Raw genomic sequence first — 19,205 nt, 5'->3', positions numbered from 1 at the left:
CCGTTCGGGCTGAGCTTGTCGAAGCCCAACCACCTCAGTTGCTAAAGCGTCTCGACTGCCCTTCGACAGGCTCAGGGCGAACGGGTCTTGTAGGAGATCCGGGCCCAATCTCCATTTTACTTCGCCCTGGTCCAGTTCTGGGTCTGGCAGAACGGGCCGACGCAGCCCTTGACCTCCAGCACATTGGCGCTCTTCAGGCGCACCACCGAACGATAGCTCTTGCCGTTGCGCGGGTCGTAGATCGTGCCGCGCCAGACCTTGCCGTCGGGCTTGAAGCCCGTCAGCAGCGCAACGCCGAGCAGTTTGCGGGTCCGCAGCTTCGGATCGGGGTTGTTGATGTCCTTCTGGTCCACCCCGCCTTTGGGCATGACGAGATACTGGCTCAGCCGCCCGCAATAGGTCGCGCCGCATTTGGAGATAGTGACGATCGAGTCCCGTTCTTTCGTCATCCAGCGCCCGGTGATCGGTTCCGGGGCGAAGTAGGCGAGCGCAGGAACAGCCGTCATCACGAGGGCAGCAAAGGCGGCGAGCGATAGGGCGAGGCGGTTCATTGGGGGACTCCTTACCCTGAAGATACGCGAGACTGGGCGAGATGGTTGCATCTCGCCGGCTTAATCGGTGCTGAAACCGGCCCCATCGCGCCAGCCCGGACCGGCCAGCCCCATGACCTTGAACAGCTCGCCCATCTGGTCGGGGGCGATGAGCCGCACCATCGCCTGGTGGATTTCGGCGGCATAGTGCGGGGCCTTGTCCATCAGCGCCTGCGCTCGCGCCTCTATCCCGAGCGCGCGCAGCCAGGCGCCCTGCGTGGTGGTGCCGATATGCCGCACTTCGCGCGACTGGGCGACGCGGGCCAGCGTCTCGAAATCGACCAGCGCGGTGAGGTCCGCCGTACCCGGCGCGGCAAAGGGATCGACCTTCCGGTGCGCCTTCACCGCCTGGAAGGTCGAGCCTGCCTGCAGTTTGACATGGCCGTAATCGAAGAACAGCGCCGCACCGCCCTGCTCGGCCAACCGGCCGGCAACCTCGTAGATGACTGCCGCTGCTGCCGGGCAGGTCTCGAGGATGGTGCCGGGAGCAGCATCCTTCCAGTCGGGCGGGACGACCGAATCCATCGGCTGGCCGCCCGCCACGAACACGAAGGCCTCGCCTTCCAGCCCGACCCGGCGTTCGCGCCAGCCGTTCTCCGCCCGCACCAGTTGCCGCACCGGCAGCGCGTCGAGGAATTCGTTGCCGACGATCAGCAGCGGGATGTCCATCGGCACGGTCGTCAGGTCATGATGGAACTGCGCCTGTGGCAGCGCCTTGCCCTGCAATTCGCGCAGCGCGTGCGAGGTTTCGACCAGGTGCACCTCGGGCTCGAAACCGTATCTGGCCGCCGCCCGCAGTGCGTCCCTGGCCAGAGTCCCTCGACCCGGCCCGAGCTCGACATAGGCGACGTCTTCCTCGCGCCCGGCCTTGATCCACATGTCGGCCAGCCACAGCCCGATCAGCTCGCCGAACATCTGGCTGATTTCCGGGGCGGTGACGAAATCGCCGCCCTGCCCCAGCGGATCCTTGCTGTCGTAATAGCGCGCGTTGCTCTCGCCCATGAACTGGGTCAGCGAGATCGGCCCCGTGTTGCGGATCAGGCGGCGGAACATCTCGCCCAGATCGGCGCGCGCATCGTCCATCGGCGGCTCAGCTTGCCGAGGCGGAGGCCGGCTTGCGCATCAACGCATAGACAATGACACCCAGACCGACGAGGATCATTGGGATCGAAAGCCACTGGCCCTGGCTAAGACCGGTGTCGGCAGCGAGTTGGGCCAATTGCGCATCGGGTTCGCGGAAGAATTCGTTGATGAAGCGCGCTGTCGCGATCCCGACCGTGAACACGCCCACCAGCACGCCCGGTTTCCACCGGGCCCTGGTCTTCCAGAACAGCAGCAGCAGGATCACCATCATCAGCAGGCCTTCCAGCCCCGCCTGGTAGAGCTGGCTGGGATGGCGCGGCAATTCGCCCCCGGTCGGGAAGACCATCGCCCACGGCACGTCGGTCACCCGCCCGTACAACTCGCCATTGACGAAATTGGCCAGCCGTCCGAGCAGCATGCCGAACGGCACATTGACCGCGATATAGTCGCACACCCTGAGCCAGTTGAGCTTGTTGCGCCACGAAACGAACAGGATTGCAACCACCACGCCGATTACCCCGCCGTGAAAGCTCATGCCTCCGTCCCACAGCCGCAGCAGGTCCCAGCTGATGGTTTCGCCGGGAGTAAAGTTGGTGAACATGCTCGGCTGGGTGCTGCTGCCGCCGGTGTAGAATGCGGCATAGCCGAGGCGTCCGCCAAGAATCACGCCCAGCGTACAATAGAAGAACAGGTCGTCGACGTGCGGCTGCGCCATCGGTGCGCCCGGCGCCTTGATCATCTTCGACAAGTGCCAGTAGGCGAAGAACAGCCCGAGGATGTAGGCCAGCGAGTAATAGCGCAGCTGGAAGCTGCCGATTTCGAACAGGTACGGCTTGAGACCGAGGTCCGTCCAATGGATCGGCTGCGAAGCCGCTTCGGCCAATAGTGACAGCACGGAGAATCCCTCTTACATGGGTTGCAGACGGGAAAGGCGCGCAACCCTTTTTCTCTTCGCGAAAGGCTTTGGCACAGGCCGGGTTCCGGTGGAACCCCGAAGGAGAAGGCATAAGCGGCGCAAACTTGGAGAGAGACAGAAAAAATGCCCAGCCAGCTCGACCTTACGCTCGATGCCATCATGGACAAGCTTGTCGCGCCCGGTGCGCCGGCCGAGACCGTACCCTTTGTCCGCAATGGCGTGGAAATGCCGGCGCTGAAGAATGCGCCGCCCAGCCTGGCGCATTATTTCGCCCACTATTGCAACCAGCACAAGGACGCGACCTTCCTCGTCGATGGCGGCTGCCGCCTGACCTTTGGCGAAACCTGGGCCGCCGCCATGGCAGTCGCTGCCGGGCTCAAGCACATCCACGGCATGCAGAAGGGCGACCGCGTCGGCATCGCCGCGCGCAATTCGGCCAACTGGATCGTGCTTTACATGGGCATCATCATGGGCGGCGGCTGCGCCACCCTGCTCAACGGCTTCTCCAACGGCGAGGAGCTGGCCGACGCGATCGACCTGGTCGAAAGCAAGCTGGTGTTCGCCGACCTCGGCCGCGCCGCCCGCCTCAAGGGTATCGAGCACGGCGGCAAGCTGGTGCTGTTCGACCATGACTGCAATCCGGCCGAGGGCCTGAAGGAGACCTGGGGCGATCCGGCCACGGTCAACCCGCTCGATGTCGGGCCGGACGATTTGTGCACCGTGCTTTACACCTCGGGTTCGACCGGGCGTTCGAAGGGCGCCTGGTCCGACCATCGCGGGGTGGTCCACGGGGCGATGAGCTATGCGCTGCAGTCGCTGATGGCCTTCACCTATCTCGACAGTTCGGGCGATGCCCCGACCACGCAGGCCTGCGCCCTGCTGGCCGTGCCGCTGTTCCATGTCACCGGCGAAGTCCCGCTGCTGCTGCAAAGCTATGCGCTGGGCCGCAAGCTGGTGCTGATGCCCAAGTGGGATGCCGAGGAGGCGCTGCGGCTGATCCAGGACGAGAAGGTCAGCTATTTCGCCGGGGTCCCGCTGATGACCTACGAAATGGCGACCCACCCCAACCGCGACCAGTATGACGTTTCGAGCTGCTCCGGCTGGGCCGCCGGCGGCGCGCCACGCCCGGTCGAGCATGTCGCCAAGATCAAGGACGCCTTCCCCACCGGCAATCCGCTGCTCGGCTATGGCCTGACGGAAACCAACGGCGTCGGCTGCGGCAATTTCAACGAGAACTATCTCGCCAAGCCCTCCAGCACCGGCAAGCCGAGCCGCCCGCTGGTCGATCTCGCCATCCTCGACGACAATGGCAAGCCGGTCCCGCAGGGGCAGATCGGCGAGGTCTGCATGCGGTCGGTGTGCAACTTCATGGGCTATTACAACAACCCCGAAGCGACCGAGGCCGCCTTCACCGACGACATGTACTTCCGCACCGGCGACCTGGGCCGCGTCGACGAGGACGGCTATCTTTATATCGTCGACCGCAAGAAGGACATCATCATCCGCGGCGGCGAGAACATCACCTGCATCGAGGTCGAGGAAGCGATCTACGCCCATGACGACGTGGCCGAATGCTCGGTCTTCGGCCTGCCCGACGAACGCTATGGCGAAATCGTCGGCGCGGTGTTCCTGGCCAAGCCGGGCACCGGCCTGACCGAGGAGGCGCTGCGCGATTTCCTCTCGACCCGTCTCGCCAGCTTCAAGCAGCCGGTGGTCTATTGGCAGGCCGACGAGACCCTCCCGCGCCTTGGTACGCAGAAGGTCGACAAGCGGTCCTTGCGCGAGAAATACACCAAGGAATACGCCGACATGATCGACGCGGCGTAGCCGGTCCGTTGGCAAGGCAGCGCCCTTGAAGAGCAAGAATGTCCCCCGCCAGCGCGCCATCATCGACCGTCGCAGCATCGCTTCGGCGATCGAAGCGCTGGTGGCGGAAAGGGGTGACAAGGCCCGCCCCGATGTTCTCGGCCTGCTGCGCGATGCGCTGGCGGCAGGGCGCAAGGAGCTGTCGGCCCGGCTGATCGAGAAGCCCAGTGCCGGGCACGAGATCACCGCCGGGCACGCCTTCCTGGTCGACCAGATCGTTCGCCTGTTGTTCGATCATGTCACCACTCACGTCTATCCGGTGGCCAACCGCTCGGCCTCCGAACGGCTCGCGATCCTCGCGGTCGGCGGCTACGGACGGGCGGAGATGGCGCCGCAGTCCGATGTCGATATCGCCTTCCTCCACCCCGCCAGGCGCACGCCGTGGTGCGAGCAGGTGACCGAGGCGATGCTCTATTTCCTGTGGGACCTGGGGCTCAAGGTCGGGCAGTCGAGCCGTACGCCGGACGAGATGGTGCGGATGGCGAAGGAAGACCTCACCATTCGCACGGCGCTGCTCGAAGCGCGCTACCTGTGGGGCGACCGCGAGCTGTACGACGAGGCGCGGGCGCGGTTCTGGTCCGAAGTCGTCCACGGCAGCGAGCGCCAGTTCGTGACCGAGAAACTCGCCGAACGCGATGCAAGGCACGAGAAGGCGGGCGGCACGCGCTATGTGGTCGAGCCCAATGTCAAGGAAGGCAAGGGCGGGCTGCGCGACCTGCAGACGCTGTACTGGATCGGCAAATATATCCACCGCGTCCGCAACGCCGCCGAGCTGGTCGATGCCGGGCTGCTGACCCCGGCCGAATACCACAGCTTCCGCCGCGCCGACGGCTTCCTGCTGGCGGTGCGGTGCCATCTGCACGAGCTGACCCGGCGGCCCGAGGATCGGCTGACCTTCGATTTCCAGAAGCAGATTGCCGAGCGGATGCGGTTCCGCGACCGGGCGGGAAAGAGCGCGGTCGAACGCTTCATGCAGTTCTATTTCCTGCAGGCGAAGCGGGTCGGCTCGCTGACCGGCGTGTTCCTCGCCCAGCTCGACCAGCAGTTCGACAGGAAGCGCGCGCGGACCGGCTTCTTCGCCGGCTTCAACGCCAAACCGCGTATGCTGAAAGGCTACCGCGTGTTCGGCGGCAGGATCGCCGCGCCGTCGGACGACTGGTTCCGGCAGGATCCGGTGCGACTGGTCGAGATCTTCCAGATCGCCGAAGCCAACGGGCTCGAGATCGAGCCCAGCACCATGCGCCAGGCTGACCGCGACAGCGTGCTGATCAAGGACGACGTGCGCGTGGACCCCCGCGCCAATGCCATCTTCCTCGATCTGCTGAGCGGCCGGAACGATCCCGAAATGGTGCTGCGCTGGATGAACGAGGCCGGGGTGATGGGCCGCTTCGTGCCCGATTTCGGCCGCGTCAACGCGCAGATGCAGTTCAACATGTACCACCACTACACGGTGGACGAGCACACGCTGCGTGCCGTCGGCTTTCTCAACCAGATCGAGAAGGGCCAGCTGGCCGAGGACCATCCGCGTTCGACCAGGCTGATCCACCAGGTCGAAAGCCGCCGTGTGGCCTATGTCGCGGTGTTGCTGCACGATATCGCCAAGGGCCGCGGCGGCGACCATTCGGTGCTGGGGGCCGAGGTCGCGCACGAGCTGTGCCCGCGCTTCGGCCTGAGCGAGGCCGAAACCGACCTCGTCGCGTGGCTGGTGCTGCAGCACCTGCTGATGAGCGCCACCGCCTTCAAGCGCGACCTGACCGATCCCAAGACGATCGAGGATTTCGTCAAGGAAGTGCAGAGCCTCGAACGCCTGCGCCACCTGATGATCCTGACCGCGGTCGATATCCGCGCGGTCGGCCCCGGTACCTGGAACAGCTGGAAGGGCCAGCTGCTGGGCGAGCTCTACGACGCGGCGCACGAGCGGCTGCGGCTGGGCCATATCCCGCACCACCGCAACGAACGCGTCGCCGCGCGCAAGGAAGCGGTCGGCGCGGCGCTGGGCGCGCAGGCAGGCCTGCTGGCGAAACACGGCAAGCTGTTCAACGATGCCTATTGGATCGCGGAACCCGACGATGTGATTGCCCGCAATATCGTTCAGTACGATGCCGCCAAGGCACGCGACGAGCAGCTCTCGATCCATTGCGAGTTCGATGCCGAGCGCGGGGCGACGCTGGTGACGGTGATCGCGCCCGACCACCCCGGCCTGTTCTACCGCATCGCCGGCGGCATCCACCTGGCCGGTGGCAACATCATCGACGCGCGCATCCACACCACCCGCAACGGCTGGGCGGTCGACAACTTCCTGGTGCAGGATCCGCTGGGCAAGAGCTTTGCCGAGGCGCGCCAGCTCGAACGGATCGAGCGGGCCATCGCCGACGCCATCGCCAACCGCGGCGAGCTGGTGCCGAAACTCGCCAAGCGCCCCCTCCCCCGCGCCCGCGCCGACGCCTTCGACGTGCGCCCCTGGGTCGGGTTCGACAACGACGCCTCGAGCCGCTTTACCGTGGTCGAAGTCAACGCGCGCGACCGGCCCGCGCTGCTCAACCGGCTCGGCCGGGCGCTGTTCGAATGCCAGCTGATGGTTCACTCGGCGCACATCACGGCCTACGGCGAGCGCGCGGCGGACACCTTCTACGTCACCGACCTGACCGGCTCGAAAGTGACCGACGCCGCGCGGATGGAGAATATCCGCAAGAGCCTGATCGAAGCGGCAAGCGACGAACGGCAGGCGCAGCTGGAGCCGGCTTAGACCTGACATTGCTGCAAGCCGCATTTAATTCACCGAGATCTTTTTTGAGTTAATTTCTCTTCCCGAATCATTTGCTCTTAGCTTAATTACCCTGAGGGGACAGCGGGATCAAATACTCGGGGGAATCTGACAATGAAACGGACTCTAATGGCGGTGGCACTGCCTTTTCTGGTCAGCGGCTGCTATAGTTTTCAGGGGCCAGAGCGATTGATTGGCAAAGATGCGAGGCCAAGTGAGCTGACGACATCCGATGTGAAGATGTTCGAGGCGGATTTTGCTCGCGCCCTCGCCGCGAGGCAAGCCAATCCCTATGCCACAAATCAAGAAGTTTATCCGATGTTGAGAAGCGGATTTATGTATAACCGCTCATTCTGTGGTAATTGGTTCAATCAGATGGTCCAAAACCAGAGAAAGTCTCAAATTTTTAGAGGAACTATACAACCGATTACCACTGTAATAACCGGCATAATCGGATTAACAAATTTCGCTAACTCGCCAGGCAGTAAAGAGGATTTGGTCGGGGCGCTCGCCGTTGCGTCCGCCGCGACGACAGCAGGCCTGAACCTTTATGATCAGCATTTCCTATTTGGTGCGGAAAACTTCGGTGCAGTGAAAGCACTTACCCTCAAAGCCCAAAAGGTCCACGCTGAGAAGGCTCTTTCGCAAACCAACATCACATTTGAGCAAGCAATGGAGCATCTCATTGATAATCAGGACCAATGCGCTCCCGACAATATCATGACACTTGCCCGAAATGTCATTCAGAATGCTCCGTTGGAGGCTACAACATTAACTGCTAGCGGACAGAGGGCAGAAGGAGATTCGACTCCGGGAACGGTTGAGGTCGGACCAAAGCCCGATTCCTAGTCTCTCGGTTCAACGTTCCCCGAAAAGCGCCGTCCCCACCCGCACATAGGTCGCGCCGAGCATGATCGCAGTCTCGAAATCGCCGCTCATGCCCATGCTGAGCCCCTCCAGCCCGTTGTCCCGCGCCAGCTTGTCGAGCAGGGCGAAGAAGGGTGCGGGTTCGATCTCTGCGGGCGGGATGCACATCAGGCCCGCCACGGGGATGCCCGCGTCGCGCGCCTGAGCCAGCAGCGCGGGGACCTCGGGAATCGCGCAGCCGCCCTTCTGCTGCTCGGCGCCGATATTGACCTGGACAAAGCAGGGCACCTGCCTGTCCGCCTTGGCCATCGCCTTGCCCAGCGCGGTGACGAGGCTCGGGCGGTCGAGCGAGTGGATGCAGTCGAACAGCGCCACCGCCTCCCCGGCCTTGTTCGATTGCAGCTGGCCGATGAGGTGGAGCTCCACGTCCGCATAGGCCTCGCGCAGCTCGGGCCATTTGCCCTGCGCTTCCTGCACGCGGTTCTCGCCGAAGACGCGCTGGCCCTGTTCCAGCAGCTGTACAATCGCCTCGGCCGGATGGGTCTTGCTGACCGCGATCAGCGTGACGTCGTCGGGCGAGCGTTGCGCGATCTTGCAGGCCCTGGCGATGCGGGCACGGATTTCTTCGAGGGGCGTGGCTGGTTCAATCATTTGTGCGCGCTATAGCGGGGGCGTGGCACAGTTCCAGTCCCTCCCGTTCCTGTGGCTCCTGAGCGATGCGCGCAACGACGCGGTGCTGGAGGATCGGCTGCGCACGCTGCCGCCGGGATCGGGCTTCGTCTATCGGCACTACCACCTTGCGCCCGAGGAGCGCATTGCCCGCTTCATGGCACTGCGACGGATTGCCCGGGCGAGGGGTCACCTGCTGATCCTCGCCGACAGTACGCTGACCGCGCGCGAATGGGGCGCGGACGGAGTCTATGGGGCGGCGCGCTCGCTTTATCCCACCCGCAGCGACATGGTCACCGTGGCCACCGCGCACGACATGGCCGAGATCGCCGCAGCCAACCACGCCCGCGCCGATGCAGTGATGCTCTCGCCAGTGTTCCCGACCAATTCGCACCCCGGCGCGCCCACGCTTGGCCCCCTCCGTTTCCGCTACCTTGCGCGCCATGCGCAGATGCCGGTGATCGCGCTGGGGGGAATGAACGCGCATCGGGCTACTGCCCTGCAATGGCCTGGGTGGGCTGCAATCGATGGGCTGAGTTGAGGTTCGCGCCAAGACGCCAAGACGCGAAGATTTTGAGCCTGCGGCGAAGCCGCACTTGAATTTCGACGATTCGGCTATCGGCACACTTGATATGACAGGGCGGCGGCGCCGCATTGTGCGCTCTCTTCGCGCCTTGGCGGCTTGGCGCGAAACAAAACCTCGCCTCACCGCCTTCTGCTTGACCCGGACTCGCCAAGGATTCATGATGTGTTCCGACAGGAAGGGAAGCCCCCATGGCGACACGTGCGATGAGCAAACCGCAGGCCGACTGGCGCGCCGCGTTCCGGCGTTCGCTGCGCCGTGCCGCGCAGATAACCGGGGCGGTGGTGCTGTTCGGCTCGACGATCTTCCTCGGCCTCGCGCTCGCCAGCTATACCCAGACCGACCCCAGCCCCTCGACCGCCGCCGCCGCGACCGATATCGCCAACTGGATGGGCGCATCGGGCGCCTGGGCGGCTGAGCGGGTGCTGTTCCTGTTCGGCTGGACCGCCGTGCTGCTACTGCCGCTGCTCTATGTCATCGCCCGCAAGCTGTGGCGCGATGTCGAGGAAGAGGACGTCGATACCGACACCCGCTGGTGGCAGCCGGTGTTGATGCTGCTGCTGGCCATGGCGCTGCTTTCGACTGTGCTGGCGCTGGTTATCGACCCGCAGAGCGGCACCATGCCCGCCTCGATGGGCGGCATCACCGGGCTGATGGGCGCTGGTGCGATCCAGGCGGTGGCGGCGCGGTTCGGCGAAGAGGCGGCGGGCTGGATCGTCCTTGCGCTGGCGCTGTTGGCGCTGGGCGGCGGGCTGGCGCTGGTCACCCGCGTCTTCGCCATCGACTGGCGCGCGCTGCTGACCCTCCCGCGCTTCCTGCGCCACATGCCCTTCGTGCCCGAAGTCGCCCTGCCCAAGCCCGCGATCATCCAGCCGCGCGCCAAGGGCAACGAGCGGGTCAAGGCCGAGCCCGAGGCCATCGCCCAGCCGGCCGAACGCCGCGCGCCGGAAATTTCCGACCCCTCCGCCCTGCCGAGAAAGGCGGTCATGCCCAAGGCCAAGCAGCGCGACATGTTCGCCGACTACGAACTGCCGAGCCTGGACCTGCTGGCCGATGCGGTGGGCGAGCCTGCGCCCAAGCTCGACAAGCTGGCGCTGGAGCGCAACGCCCGTCTGCTCGAGACCGTGCTCGACGATTTCAACGTCAAAGGCGAGATCACCGCCGTGCGCACCGGCCCGGTGGTCACCATGTACGAGCTGGAACCGGCCCCCGGCATCAAGGCCAGCCGCATCATCGGCCTTGCCGAAGACATTGCCCGCAATATGAGCGCGATCAGCGCCCGCGTCAGCCCGATCCCGGGCAAGACGGTGATGGGCATCGAGCTGCCCAACCAGCACCGCCAGACGGTCAATTTCAAGGAACTGGCCAGCTGCGCCGCCTTCGCCGATGCCAAGGGCGCGCTGCCGATGATCCTGGGCAAGGATATCGCGGGCGAGCCGATCGTAGCCGACCTCGCCGCCATGCCACACCTGCTGGTCGCGGGGACCACCGGATCGGGCAAGTCCGTAGGACTCAACGCGATCCTGCTGAGCCTGCTCTACCGCTTCACGCCCGAGGAATGCCGCCTGATCCTGATCGATCCCAAGGTGCTCGAGCTCAAGACCTACGACGATATCCCGCACCTGCTCAGCCCCGTGGTTACGGAGCCGGCCAAGTCGGTCCGCGCGCTCAAATGGGCGGTCGAGGAGATGGAGCGGCGCTACCGTATGATGAGCTCGATCAACTCGCGCAACATCGCCGGGTTCAACGAGAAGGTCCGCGCCGCCGCCGCCAAGGGCAAACCGCTCGGGCGCCGGGTCCAGACCGGCTTCGATCCCGATACGGGCGACGAGATCTACGAGGAAGAGCAGCTCGATTACCAGCCGCTGCCGCAGATCGTGCTGATCGTCGACGAGCTGGCCGACCTGATGGTCACCGTCGGCAAGGAAATCGAAGTCCTGATCCAGCGGCTCAGCCAGAAAAGCCGCGCGGCGGGCATCCACCTGATCATGGCGACGCAGCGCCCTTCGGTCGATGTCATCACCGGCGTCATCAAGGCCAACCTGCCGACCCGCATCAGCTTCAAGGTGACCAGCCGGATCGACAGCCGCACCATCCTGGGCGAGCAGGGCAGCGAGCAGCTGCTGGGCAAGGGCGACATGCTCTACAAGCCCAACACCGGCGCGATGATCCGCGTCCACGGCCCCTTCGTCAGCGACGAGGAAGTGGAGGCCGTCGCCGACCACTGGCGAGCGCAGGGCAGCCCCGAGTATGTCGACGCCGTGACCGAGGAGCCGGAAGAAGGCTTCGGCCTGAGTTTCGACGACGACCTGTCCGCTTCCGACAATCCGGAAGAGCGCAAGTACCGCCAGGCCTGCCAGATCGTGATCGAGAACCAGAAGGCGTCTGGCTCGTGGCTCCAGCGCCAGATGGGCGTGGGCTACAACACCGCCGCCAAATGGATCGAGCGGATGGAGGCGGACGGCCTCGTCGGTCCGGCCAACCATGTCGGCCGCCGCGACATCTACCGCGATGCCGAAGGCAACCCGCTCTAGCGGCCCCTACCGACTTTGCATGATCGCCGGCGGCGGGCGCGTGTCTTCTTCGCGCCGGGCCTCCCGCTCCGCCCGTTCTTCTGCCGTCAGCGGGCGAAAGCGGATGCTCTGCGGCAGGATGCGGCCGTCGGTGCGCTGGCGCACGGTGACGATGCCGCGCAGCTCCGGATCGGCGAGCTTCTGTTCCAGCTCGCGCGCGCGGGTCTGCGGGACATAGAGCCGCCCGCGTTGCAGCCCCTGGCCACCGTAGATCGAGGCGGCTTCGGGTCTGGCGAAATGGGCGCAGCCCTCGATATCGTCGCGCACGACGATACGCTCGATGGTCGGCGCCGTGCCTTCGATGCAGAAGGAACCGAGCCACCAGCGATTGTCATCGGTAACGCTCTCGCCCGGCCAGTCGTACTGAAACTGGATATAGTGGCCGCGCAGCAGGTCGCGCGGGTCGTAGCCTTGCACCGGCACTTCCCAGTCGGTGCCCTCGCGGGTCCAGCTGTCGGTCCAGGCCCACAGGCCCGTGAGCCCCGCAAGCGGCAGCGCGAGTGCGGCAACGGTTGCCTTGCGTTTCATGCCGCGCCCTCCCCGCTATCCTGCTTCGGCGGAGCGAAGGTGCGCGAGACCTTCACCGCACCCCACGCCACACCGAGGATCAGGAGCCCCGCGATGATCAGGCCGAAGCCGCTGGTCAGCAGGTCGCTCGCCAGCTCGAAGCTGAGGACGATGAGCCTCAGCGCCACCGCCGCCACCGCCAGCTGGAACATGCCGCGCCACCCGGCGTAGAGCGCCGCGCCCGCAACCGCCACCCACAGTGCCATGAACAGCAGGCCGGCCAGCACGTCGAGATCGTTGAACAGCGAGGCGAGCAGCGCGCCGACCCCGCAAGCGGCCAGGATCGCCGCGGCAGCCGTGCCCGATTGCGAGCGGTGGAGCATGACGACCAGGCCTGCTGCAACCAGGGCAATGACGGCGCGCAGCAGCTGCGGACCGATCGCCAGCATGTCTTGCTCGACCTCGCCAGCCGAGGCGATGACGCACAGCAGCGAAGCCCCGACCAGCGCGTAGGCGATGGCAAGCTGTTCGAGCCGGGTCCAGAACGCCTCGCGCGGGCTGCGTTCGCGCAGCCAGGCGGCCGCCGGGGCAATCAGCACCGGAAGCGCGGTGACGAGGCTCATCCACAGCCACGGGGCATCGGGCTCGCCCATCGGCGTCCATTGCGCCAGGGTCGAGACATATTCCCAGGCCGTGCCGATCGCCGCCGCCATCAGCCCCAGCGCCACGATCCAGCTTTGCCCGCGCAGCAACAGCAGAGGCGCGAACAGCACCAGCCACGCCGCCAGCGGGCGCCACAGCGGGGAGTCGGTCTGGTAGACCTGACCGATATGGCCGACGAAGCTGAGGCCGAGCACGCCGAACACGAACAGCGCCGCCTCGAGGCCCCAGGGATGCTCCTGCTCCAGCCGCTCACCGCGCAGCGCGACGAAGGCGGCCAGCGCGGCGATCAGCGCGAGATGGATCGCCAGCCTGACCTGTCCGGGCACGTCCTGCCAATTGGCCGCAACCACGGAGACTACGCCAAGGCCGATTGCCAGCACGCCGATGCCGATGATCGCCCATAGCGCCAGCGGACGCGAATGCGCTTCCTCATAGGCAAGGATGCGGTTGCGGGTCGGTTCGTCGATCAGCCCGGCCGAAACCCAGGCATCGATCTTGCGGCTGCTCATGGCCGAAGACTAGCCGCAGTCGGCAGCCTTGCCTAGCCAGCCAGGCTCCGGCTCTCGCAATCACCCCCGGGGTTGAATGTTGCAACAATACGACAATCGGCCTGCAAACGTTTCGATATCAAAAGAAAACCTGCCTGAATGTTGCGCCGCAGCGTAGTCTGGCATCTTGAGACAAACAGAGGGAACACGTGCATGACGTATCGTCGCAATTGGCTCTTCGGCTGCGGCCTCTCGGCCCTCGCTTTCGCCACCATGCCGGCCACTGCCCATGCCCAGGATGAAGACGCGGCCGGCACCGCAAACGAGGGCGATATCATCATCGTCACCGGTACCCGGCGAACGGACCGGACGATTGCCGACAGCACCGTGCCGATCGACGTGATTTCTTCGGACTCCTTGCTCAACCAGGGCACGACCGAAACCAACCGCCTGCTCAACAACCTCGTCCCCTCGTTCAACTTCCCGCAGCCTTCGCTGACCGACGGCACCGACTCGCTGCGCCCCGCCACGCTGCGCGGCCTGGCACCGGACCAGGTGCTGGTGCTGGTCAACGGCAAGCGCCGCCACCTGTCCTCGCTGCTCAACCTCAACGGCTCGGTCGGTCGCGGGTCGGCCGGTGTCGACATGAACACCATTCCGCCGCTCGCAATCGAGCGGATCGAAGTGCTGCGAGACGGGGCCTCTTCGCAATATGGCTCCGACGCCATTGCCGGGGTCATCAACATCCAGCTCAAGAAACGCGAAGGCGGCCGAGCCCAGGCGACCTTCGGCAAGTACATCACGACGATGGAGGGCGTCGATGTCGTCGCCACGGTGGCTCCGACGACCGGGGCAAGCGGCGATCCGGTGATCACCTTCACCGGCGCGGACCGCAAACGGCGCGACGGCGACACATGGACAATCGCCACCAATATCGGCCTGCCGCTGGGCGACACGGCCTATTTCAACTGGACCGCCGAGTACAAGGATCGATCGCCCACCAACCGTTCGGGTCCGGATATCCGCCGCCAGTATTTCAGCGCCGGCGATCCGCGCGAAACCACTTTCGACCGCTACAGCCACCGCTTCGGCGATGGCGAATCGAAGGACTTCAACTTCTTCGTCAACGCCGGGGCCGATCTTGGCGATGCGTTCGAGCTCTATGCCTTCGGCAGCTACGGCATCCGCGATGCCAACGGCACCGGCTTCTATCGCCGATCGCTCGACGCGCGTAACCGCGACTGGGCGGCATCGACCACCACCTTCGTACCATTCTATCCCGACGGCTTCCTGCCGCAGATCGACAGCACGATCGAGGACATCTCGGCGGCTGTCGGCGTGCGCGGCGAAACCTCTGGCTGGAACATCGACCTGTCGCTTACCTATGGCACCAACGCGCTCGATTACGGCGTATCGAACAGCTGGAACGTGTCGCTCGGCAGCGCAGCAAGCCCGCGCAAATTCGATGCCGGTGGCCTGCGCTCGGGCCAGCTGGCGGTCAACTTCGACGCCCAGCGGGAACTCAACCTCGGCATCGGCGATACATCGCTGGCGGTCGGGGCAGAGTGGCGCAACGAGAACTACAAGATCATTGCGGGCGAACCTGCCAGCTATATCGCCGGGCCGTTCGCGCTCAGCAATGGCGCTGCACCGGGTGCCCAGGTGTTCCCCGGCTTCTCGCCCACCACCGCCATCGACCGGTCGCGTGACAGCTTCGCCGGTTATGTCGAGCTCGACACCGACCTGTCGGATGCGTTCAATATCCAGGTCGCAGGCCGGTTCGAGCACTTCTCGGACTTCGGCAGCACGATCAACGGCAAGGCTGCCGCACGGTTCGAGCCGATCGACGGCTTCGCCCTGCGCGGCTCTGTCTCCACCGGCTTCCGTGCTCCGGGCATGGCCCAGCAATTCTTCTCGACCACCTCGACCAACAATGTACCGGGCGTCGGTCTGATCGAGATCGGCACCTTCCCGGTCGACTCGCCGATTGCGGTGGCGCTGGGGGCAGAACCGCTCGAGGCGGAAAAGTCACTCAACCTCAGTGGCGGTGTGGTCTTCACCATGGTGCCCGGGCTCAATGTCACGGTCGATTACTACAATATCGAGATCAGGGACCGCATCGTCCTGACCGAGAACCTGCAAGGGGCCGACGTTGTCGCGATCCTGCAGGCGGCGGGCGTGGTCGGGACTTCGGCCCGCTTCTTCATCAACGGGATCGATACCCGCACCCAGGGTCTCGATGTTGTCGCCAGCTACCGCATTCCCGATTTCGGGATCGGCCGCTTCACGCTGACCGCGGGCTACAATATCAACGACACCAAGATCACCGATCGCCGGACATTCAGCGGCTTCACCGCGCAGCGCCTGTTCGCGCGGCCGGAGAGCTTCCGCCTGACCGACGGCCAGCCTTCGAACAAGTTCAACTTCGGGCTGGACTGGGACCTGGAGCCCTTCGGTGCCACTCTGCGCGGCAACCGCTATGGCTCGGTGTTCCTGCCGACCGGCAGCACCAGTGACATTACCGTCGCCAAGGGCACCGCGCCGGGTGACATCACCCTATCGCCGAAGTGGGTTCTCGACCTCGAGCTGCGGGTCAATCCGCTGGAGAATGTCCAGCTGGCCGTGGGTGCCAACAATCTGCTCGACGAGTATCCCGACCGCTTGCCCTTCGGGACGGTCGACGGGTTCAACTTCGGCCTCAACAACAGTTTCCTGCCCTATTCGTCGCAGTCGCCGTTCGGCTTCAGCGGCAGGTTCATTTACGGACGCGTCTCGGTCGACTTCTGACCGCCCGCAGTTCGTCAATGCACGCCCCGGATCGCCCATGCGGTCCGGGGCGATGCATTTGAGGGATAGCGAAATTTACGTGCCCGGGCGGGAAGTTGGATTATAGCCGGGCCATGAACACGCAAGAATCCGCCCCATCCTCAGAACGCAAGACCACCAACTACACCCTGCTTCGGGCGCTGGTACACTTCCGTACCTGGTGGCGCGAAGCGGTGGTCGAGGATGTCGACCAGGATGCCGTGATCGAAAGCATTCGCGGCGAAACGATGTTCACCTCGCACTATATTTTCATGACCATGATGTCGGCCGGCATCGCGGTGCTCGGCCTGCTTCTCAGTTCGCCGGCCGTGGTCATCGGGGCCATGCTCCTGTCACCGCTGATGAGCCCGATCATCGGCTCGGGCTTCGCCATGGCCACCGGAGACGTGGTGTGGCTGCGTCGCTGCCTCAAGGCGCTCGCTATCGGCTCGGCCTTGGCAATCGGGTTCTGCGCATTGATCGTGCTGCTTTCTCCGTTGCAGACCGTGACCGAGGAAATCGCTGCACGCACCAGGCCCAACCTGTTCGACCTGCTGGTGGCGTTGTTCTCTGCCCTCGCCGGTGGTTATGCAACCATCCGCGGAAAGATGGGCACCATTGTCGGCGTCGCCATTGCGACTGCCTTGATGCCGCCGCTGGCCGTGGTCGGTTTCGGCCTCGCTACCTTCAACTGGACGGTGTTTGGCGGAGCGTTGATGCTGTTCGTCACTAACCTCATGACCATCGCCTTCACCGCGGCGATCATGGCCCGGCTCTATGGCTTCCGCTCGCGGCTGACCGACAAGCAGAACCGACTGCAGGACGTGGTCATCGCTTTCAGCTTCATTCTGCTGGCGGTGCCGCTGGCCCTGACACTCAGGACTATCGCCTGGGAGGCCAACGCCTCGCGCCAGATCCGCGCCACTATCGATGAAGCCTTTGTCGAAGAGGCCCGGATCGACCAACTCGACATCAAGTATGATACAGCTCCGCTGCGGATTGAGGCCTCGGTCCTGACCCCGCAGTTCGCGCGGCAGGCAGACATTGACGTGTCGCGCCGGCTCGAAAGGTTGCTGGGTCGCCCGGTCGAGGTCGAGATCGACCAGTTCAAGGTCAGCAACGATCCCCGCGCTGCCGAGGAAGCCCAGCTCGAACGGGCGCGCGAGGAAGAGGCTGCTCGCAAGAACGCCGAACAGGTGGCCGGGCTGGCCCAGCGGCTGTCGCTCGTTGCCGGCGTGCCTGCCAGCGAGATCACCATCGACCGGGACAATCGCCGGGCCATGGCCAATGCCCGGGCATTGCCGGGGCTGGGTTTGCAGGGCTACCGGATGCTGGAGCAGCGGGCTATCGGGTCCATGCAAGGCTGGGATGTGCGCCTGCGCCCTCCGATGGCAGAGCTGCCGGACATCACCCTTGCCGATGGCGCACCTGACGAACAGGGCAAGAACGCCGCCGCATTGGTCCAGTGGGCAGCGAGCCGGATCGGCCTGCCGATTGTTCTCAGCGGACGCGGGGAGGCGCTCGAAGCGTTGGCCGAGCGCTACAGGAAGGCCGGCATTCCCGTCGAGACCCGCGACAACGGCCCGGCTGACCGGATCGACACCAGCTGGAAATCGATGCCTGCCGGATAGGGCAAAAGGAAAGGCCGGGAACCTTGAGGTCCCCGGCCTTCGGATTTCTGGCCTTGGCGGCCGTAAGGCTTACTTCTTTTCGAGGTCGGCCTTGGTCAGCAGCGGCTCGAGGCCGGTCGCCTTGGCGGCATTGGCAGCCTGCTCGGCTTCGGGCGAAGCGACGAAGCCGACCTTGGCCAGCTCGCCGTCCTTGCCCCACATCAGCGTCCATTGCTTGAGGTATTCGGCGAGGCCCGGGATGGCACCGACATGGTTCTTCTTGACGTAGACGAACAGCGGGCGGGCACCCGGATATTCGAAGCTCGAGATATTCTCGTAGGTCGGCTCGACGCCGTTCATGGTCAGCCCCTGCAGCTTCGACAGGTTCTCTTCGAGATAGGAGTAGCCGAAGATGCCGACGGCGTCCTTGTTGCCTTCGATCTTCTGGACGATGAGGTTGTCCTGCTCGCCCTGGTCGACATACTTGCCGTCCGAACGGACGTCGGTGCAGGTCGCCTTGTAAGCGTCCTCGTCCTTCTCTTTCAGGGCTTCCATTTCCGGGTTGGTCTTGCAGGCGGCTTCAAGGACCAGTTCCTTGAGCGCGTCGCGGGTGCCCGAGGTCGAAGGCGGGCCGTAGACCAGGATCGGCAGGTCGGGCAGCGACGGATCGACGTCCGACCACTTCTGGGCGGTCTGTTCCTTGCCATAGGGGTTGGCGGCAATCGCGCGATAAACGATGTCCGGGGTCAGGTTCATGGTGATCCCGCCCTTGGCGCTGGCAAAGGCGATGCCGTCGAGGCCGACCTGGATTTCGAGGATGTCGTTGACGCCATTGGCAGCGCAGGTGTCGAATTCGGCTGGCTTCATGCGGCGCGAGGCATGAGCCATGTCAGGCGTATCGGCCCCTTCACCCTTGCAGAACAGCTCGATGCCGCCGCCAGTGCCGGTGGATTCGATCAGCGGCGAGGTGAAGCCGCTGTTGTTGCGGGCAAAGGTTTCCGCAACCAGCTTGGCGAAGGGAAACACGGTCGAGGAACCGACCGCGCGAACCGCATCGCGGGTGCCGCCGCCGCTGCCCGCACCGCCGCAAGCGGTCAGGGCGAGGCTGGCTGCCGTAGCGAGAGCAAGGGTCTTCATGAGTTTCATTGTTCAGGGTCCTTGGTTGGGAACTGTCGGTGCCATTAGGTTTCAAGCGTGACAGTGAGATTACAGCTTGGGAGA

At 64.8% G+C, this 19,205-nt stretch carries 14 protein-coding genes; 7 read left to right on the top strand and 7 right to left on the bottom strand.

Annotated elements, in window-relative coordinates; genetic code table 11:
* Positions 1-116 precede the first annotated feature (116 nt).
* Genes LY632_RS03815 through lgt form a run of 3 tightly spaced genes read right to left on the bottom strand, consistent with a single transcriptional unit; the run spans position 117 to position 2,568 of the window.
* Positions 117-551, bottom strand: coding sequence for a DUF2147 domain-containing protein (locus LY632_RS03815; RefSeq protein WP_234092482.1), 435 nt, complete (start codon positions 549-551; stop codon positions 117-119).
* A 60-nt stretch (positions 552-611) separates the two neighbouring features.
* Entirely contained in the window at positions 612-1,673 is a 1,062-nt protein-coding gene (locus tag LY632_RS03810) for a class I SAM-dependent methyltransferase (protein ID WP_234092481.1), read from the bottom strand.
* A 7-nt stretch (positions 1,674-1,680) separates the two neighbouring features.
* The gene (gene lgt, locus LY632_RS03805; RefSeq protein ID WP_234092480.1) at positions 1,681-2,568 is read right to left on the bottom strand and encodes a prolipoprotein diacylglyceryl transferase; all 888 of its coding nucleotides are present in this window, start codon (positions 2,566-2,568) and stop codon (positions 1,681-1,683) included.
* Positions 2,569-2,712: 144 nt separating this feature from the next.
* Here lgt and LY632_RS03800 point away from each other — a divergent pair, with 144 nt between their 5' ends.
* The 3 genes from LY632_RS03800 to LY632_RS03790 all read left to right on the top strand — a co-directional run bounded on the left by LY632_RS03800 (position 2,713) and on the right by LY632_RS03790 (position 8,068).
* Positions 2,713-4,416 carry a class I adenylate-forming enzyme family protein gene (locus LY632_RS03800; protein ID WP_234092479.1) on the top strand — a complete coding sequence of 568 codons (1,704 nt, stop codon included), beginning with the start codon at positions 2,713-2,715 and terminating at the stop codon, positions 4,414-4,416.
* 25 nt (positions 4,417-4,441) lie between these two features.
* On the top strand, positions 4,442-7,201 hold the full coding sequence (locus LY632_RS03795) for a [protein-PII] uridylyltransferase (protein ID WP_234092478.1): 2,760 nt from the start codon (positions 4,442-4,444) through the stop codon (positions 7,199-7,201).
* A 132-nt stretch (positions 7,202-7,333) separates the two neighbouring features.
* The gene (locus LY632_RS03790) at positions 7,334-8,068 is read left to right on the top strand and encodes a hypothetical protein (RefSeq protein WP_234092477.1); all 735 of its coding nucleotides are present in this window, start codon (positions 7,334-7,336) and stop codon (positions 8,066-8,068) included.
* A 9-nt stretch (positions 8,069-8,077) separates the two neighbouring features.
* Here the strand turns inward: LY632_RS03790 and LY632_RS03785 are convergent, their stop codons facing one another.
* A complete protein-coding gene (locus LY632_RS03785; protein ID WP_234092476.1) occupies positions 8,078-8,737 on the bottom strand; it encodes a YggS family pyridoxal phosphate-dependent enzyme in 660 nt (219 codons plus the stop codon).
* On the opposite strand from LY632_RS03785, the gene LY632_RS03780 reads away from it, so the two are divergent.
* Positions 8,721-9,296, top strand: coding sequence for a thiamine phosphate synthase (locus LY632_RS03780; RefSeq protein ID WP_234092475.1), 576 nt, complete (start codon positions 8,721-8,723; stop codon positions 9,294-9,296). The two genes, LY632_RS03785 and LY632_RS03780, sit on opposite strands and share 17 nt — an antisense overlap.
* Positions 9,297-9,529: 233 nt before the next feature.
* Positions 9,530-11,872, top strand: coding sequence for a DNA translocase FtsK 4TM domain-containing protein (locus LY632_RS03775; RefSeq protein WP_234092474.1), 2,343 nt, complete (start codon positions 9,530-9,532; stop codon positions 11,870-11,872).
* A 6-nt stretch (positions 11,873-11,878) separates the two neighbouring features.
* Here the strand turns inward: LY632_RS03775 and LY632_RS03770 are convergent, their stop codons facing one another.
* Positions 11,879-12,439, bottom strand: coding sequence for a GDYXXLXY domain-containing protein (locus LY632_RS03770; protein WP_234092473.1), 561 nt, complete (start codon positions 12,437-12,439; stop codon positions 11,879-11,881).
* Complete coding sequence (locus LY632_RS03765) at positions 12,436-13,590, bottom strand: DUF2157 domain-containing protein (protein WP_234092472.1); 1,155 nt, start codon at positions 13,588-13,590, stop codon at positions 12,436-12,438. Before LY632_RS03765 ends, LY632_RS03770 begins: the two co-directional genes overlap by 4 nt.
* A gap of 192 nt (positions 13,591-13,782) precedes the next feature.
* Here LY632_RS03765 and LY632_RS03760 point away from each other — a divergent pair, with 192 nt between their 5' ends.
* Both LY632_RS03760 and LY632_RS03755 read left to right on the top strand, forming a co-directional pair.
* The gene (locus tag LY632_RS03760; RefSeq protein ID WP_234092471.1) at positions 13,783-16,356 is read left to right on the top strand and encodes a TonB-dependent siderophore receptor; all 2,574 of its coding nucleotides are present in this window, start codon (positions 13,783-13,785) and stop codon (positions 16,354-16,356) included.
* Between the two features lie 113 nt (positions 16,357-16,469).
* On the top strand, positions 16,470-18,005 hold the full coding sequence (locus LY632_RS03755) for a DUF389 domain-containing protein (protein WP_234092470.1): 1,536 nt from the start codon (positions 16,470-16,472) through the stop codon (positions 18,003-18,005).
* Between the two features lie 69 nt (positions 18,006-18,074).
* Here the strand turns inward: LY632_RS03755 and LY632_RS03750 are convergent, their stop codons facing one another.
* Complete coding sequence (locus LY632_RS03750; RefSeq protein WP_234092469.1) at positions 18,075-19,130, bottom strand: substrate-binding domain-containing protein; 1,056 nt, start codon at positions 19,128-19,130, stop codon at positions 18,075-18,077.
* Positions 19,131-19,205: the final 75 nt, after the last annotated feature.

The sequence above is a fragment of the Erythrobacter sp. SDW2 genome, from assembly GCF_021431965.1.
Taxonomy (GTDB): Bacteria; Pseudomonadota; Alphaproteobacteria; order Sphingomonadales; family Sphingomonadaceae; genus Parerythrobacter.
Note: the sequence above shows the minus strand (reverse complement) of the source record. Positions and strands in the feature narration are given on the sequence as shown.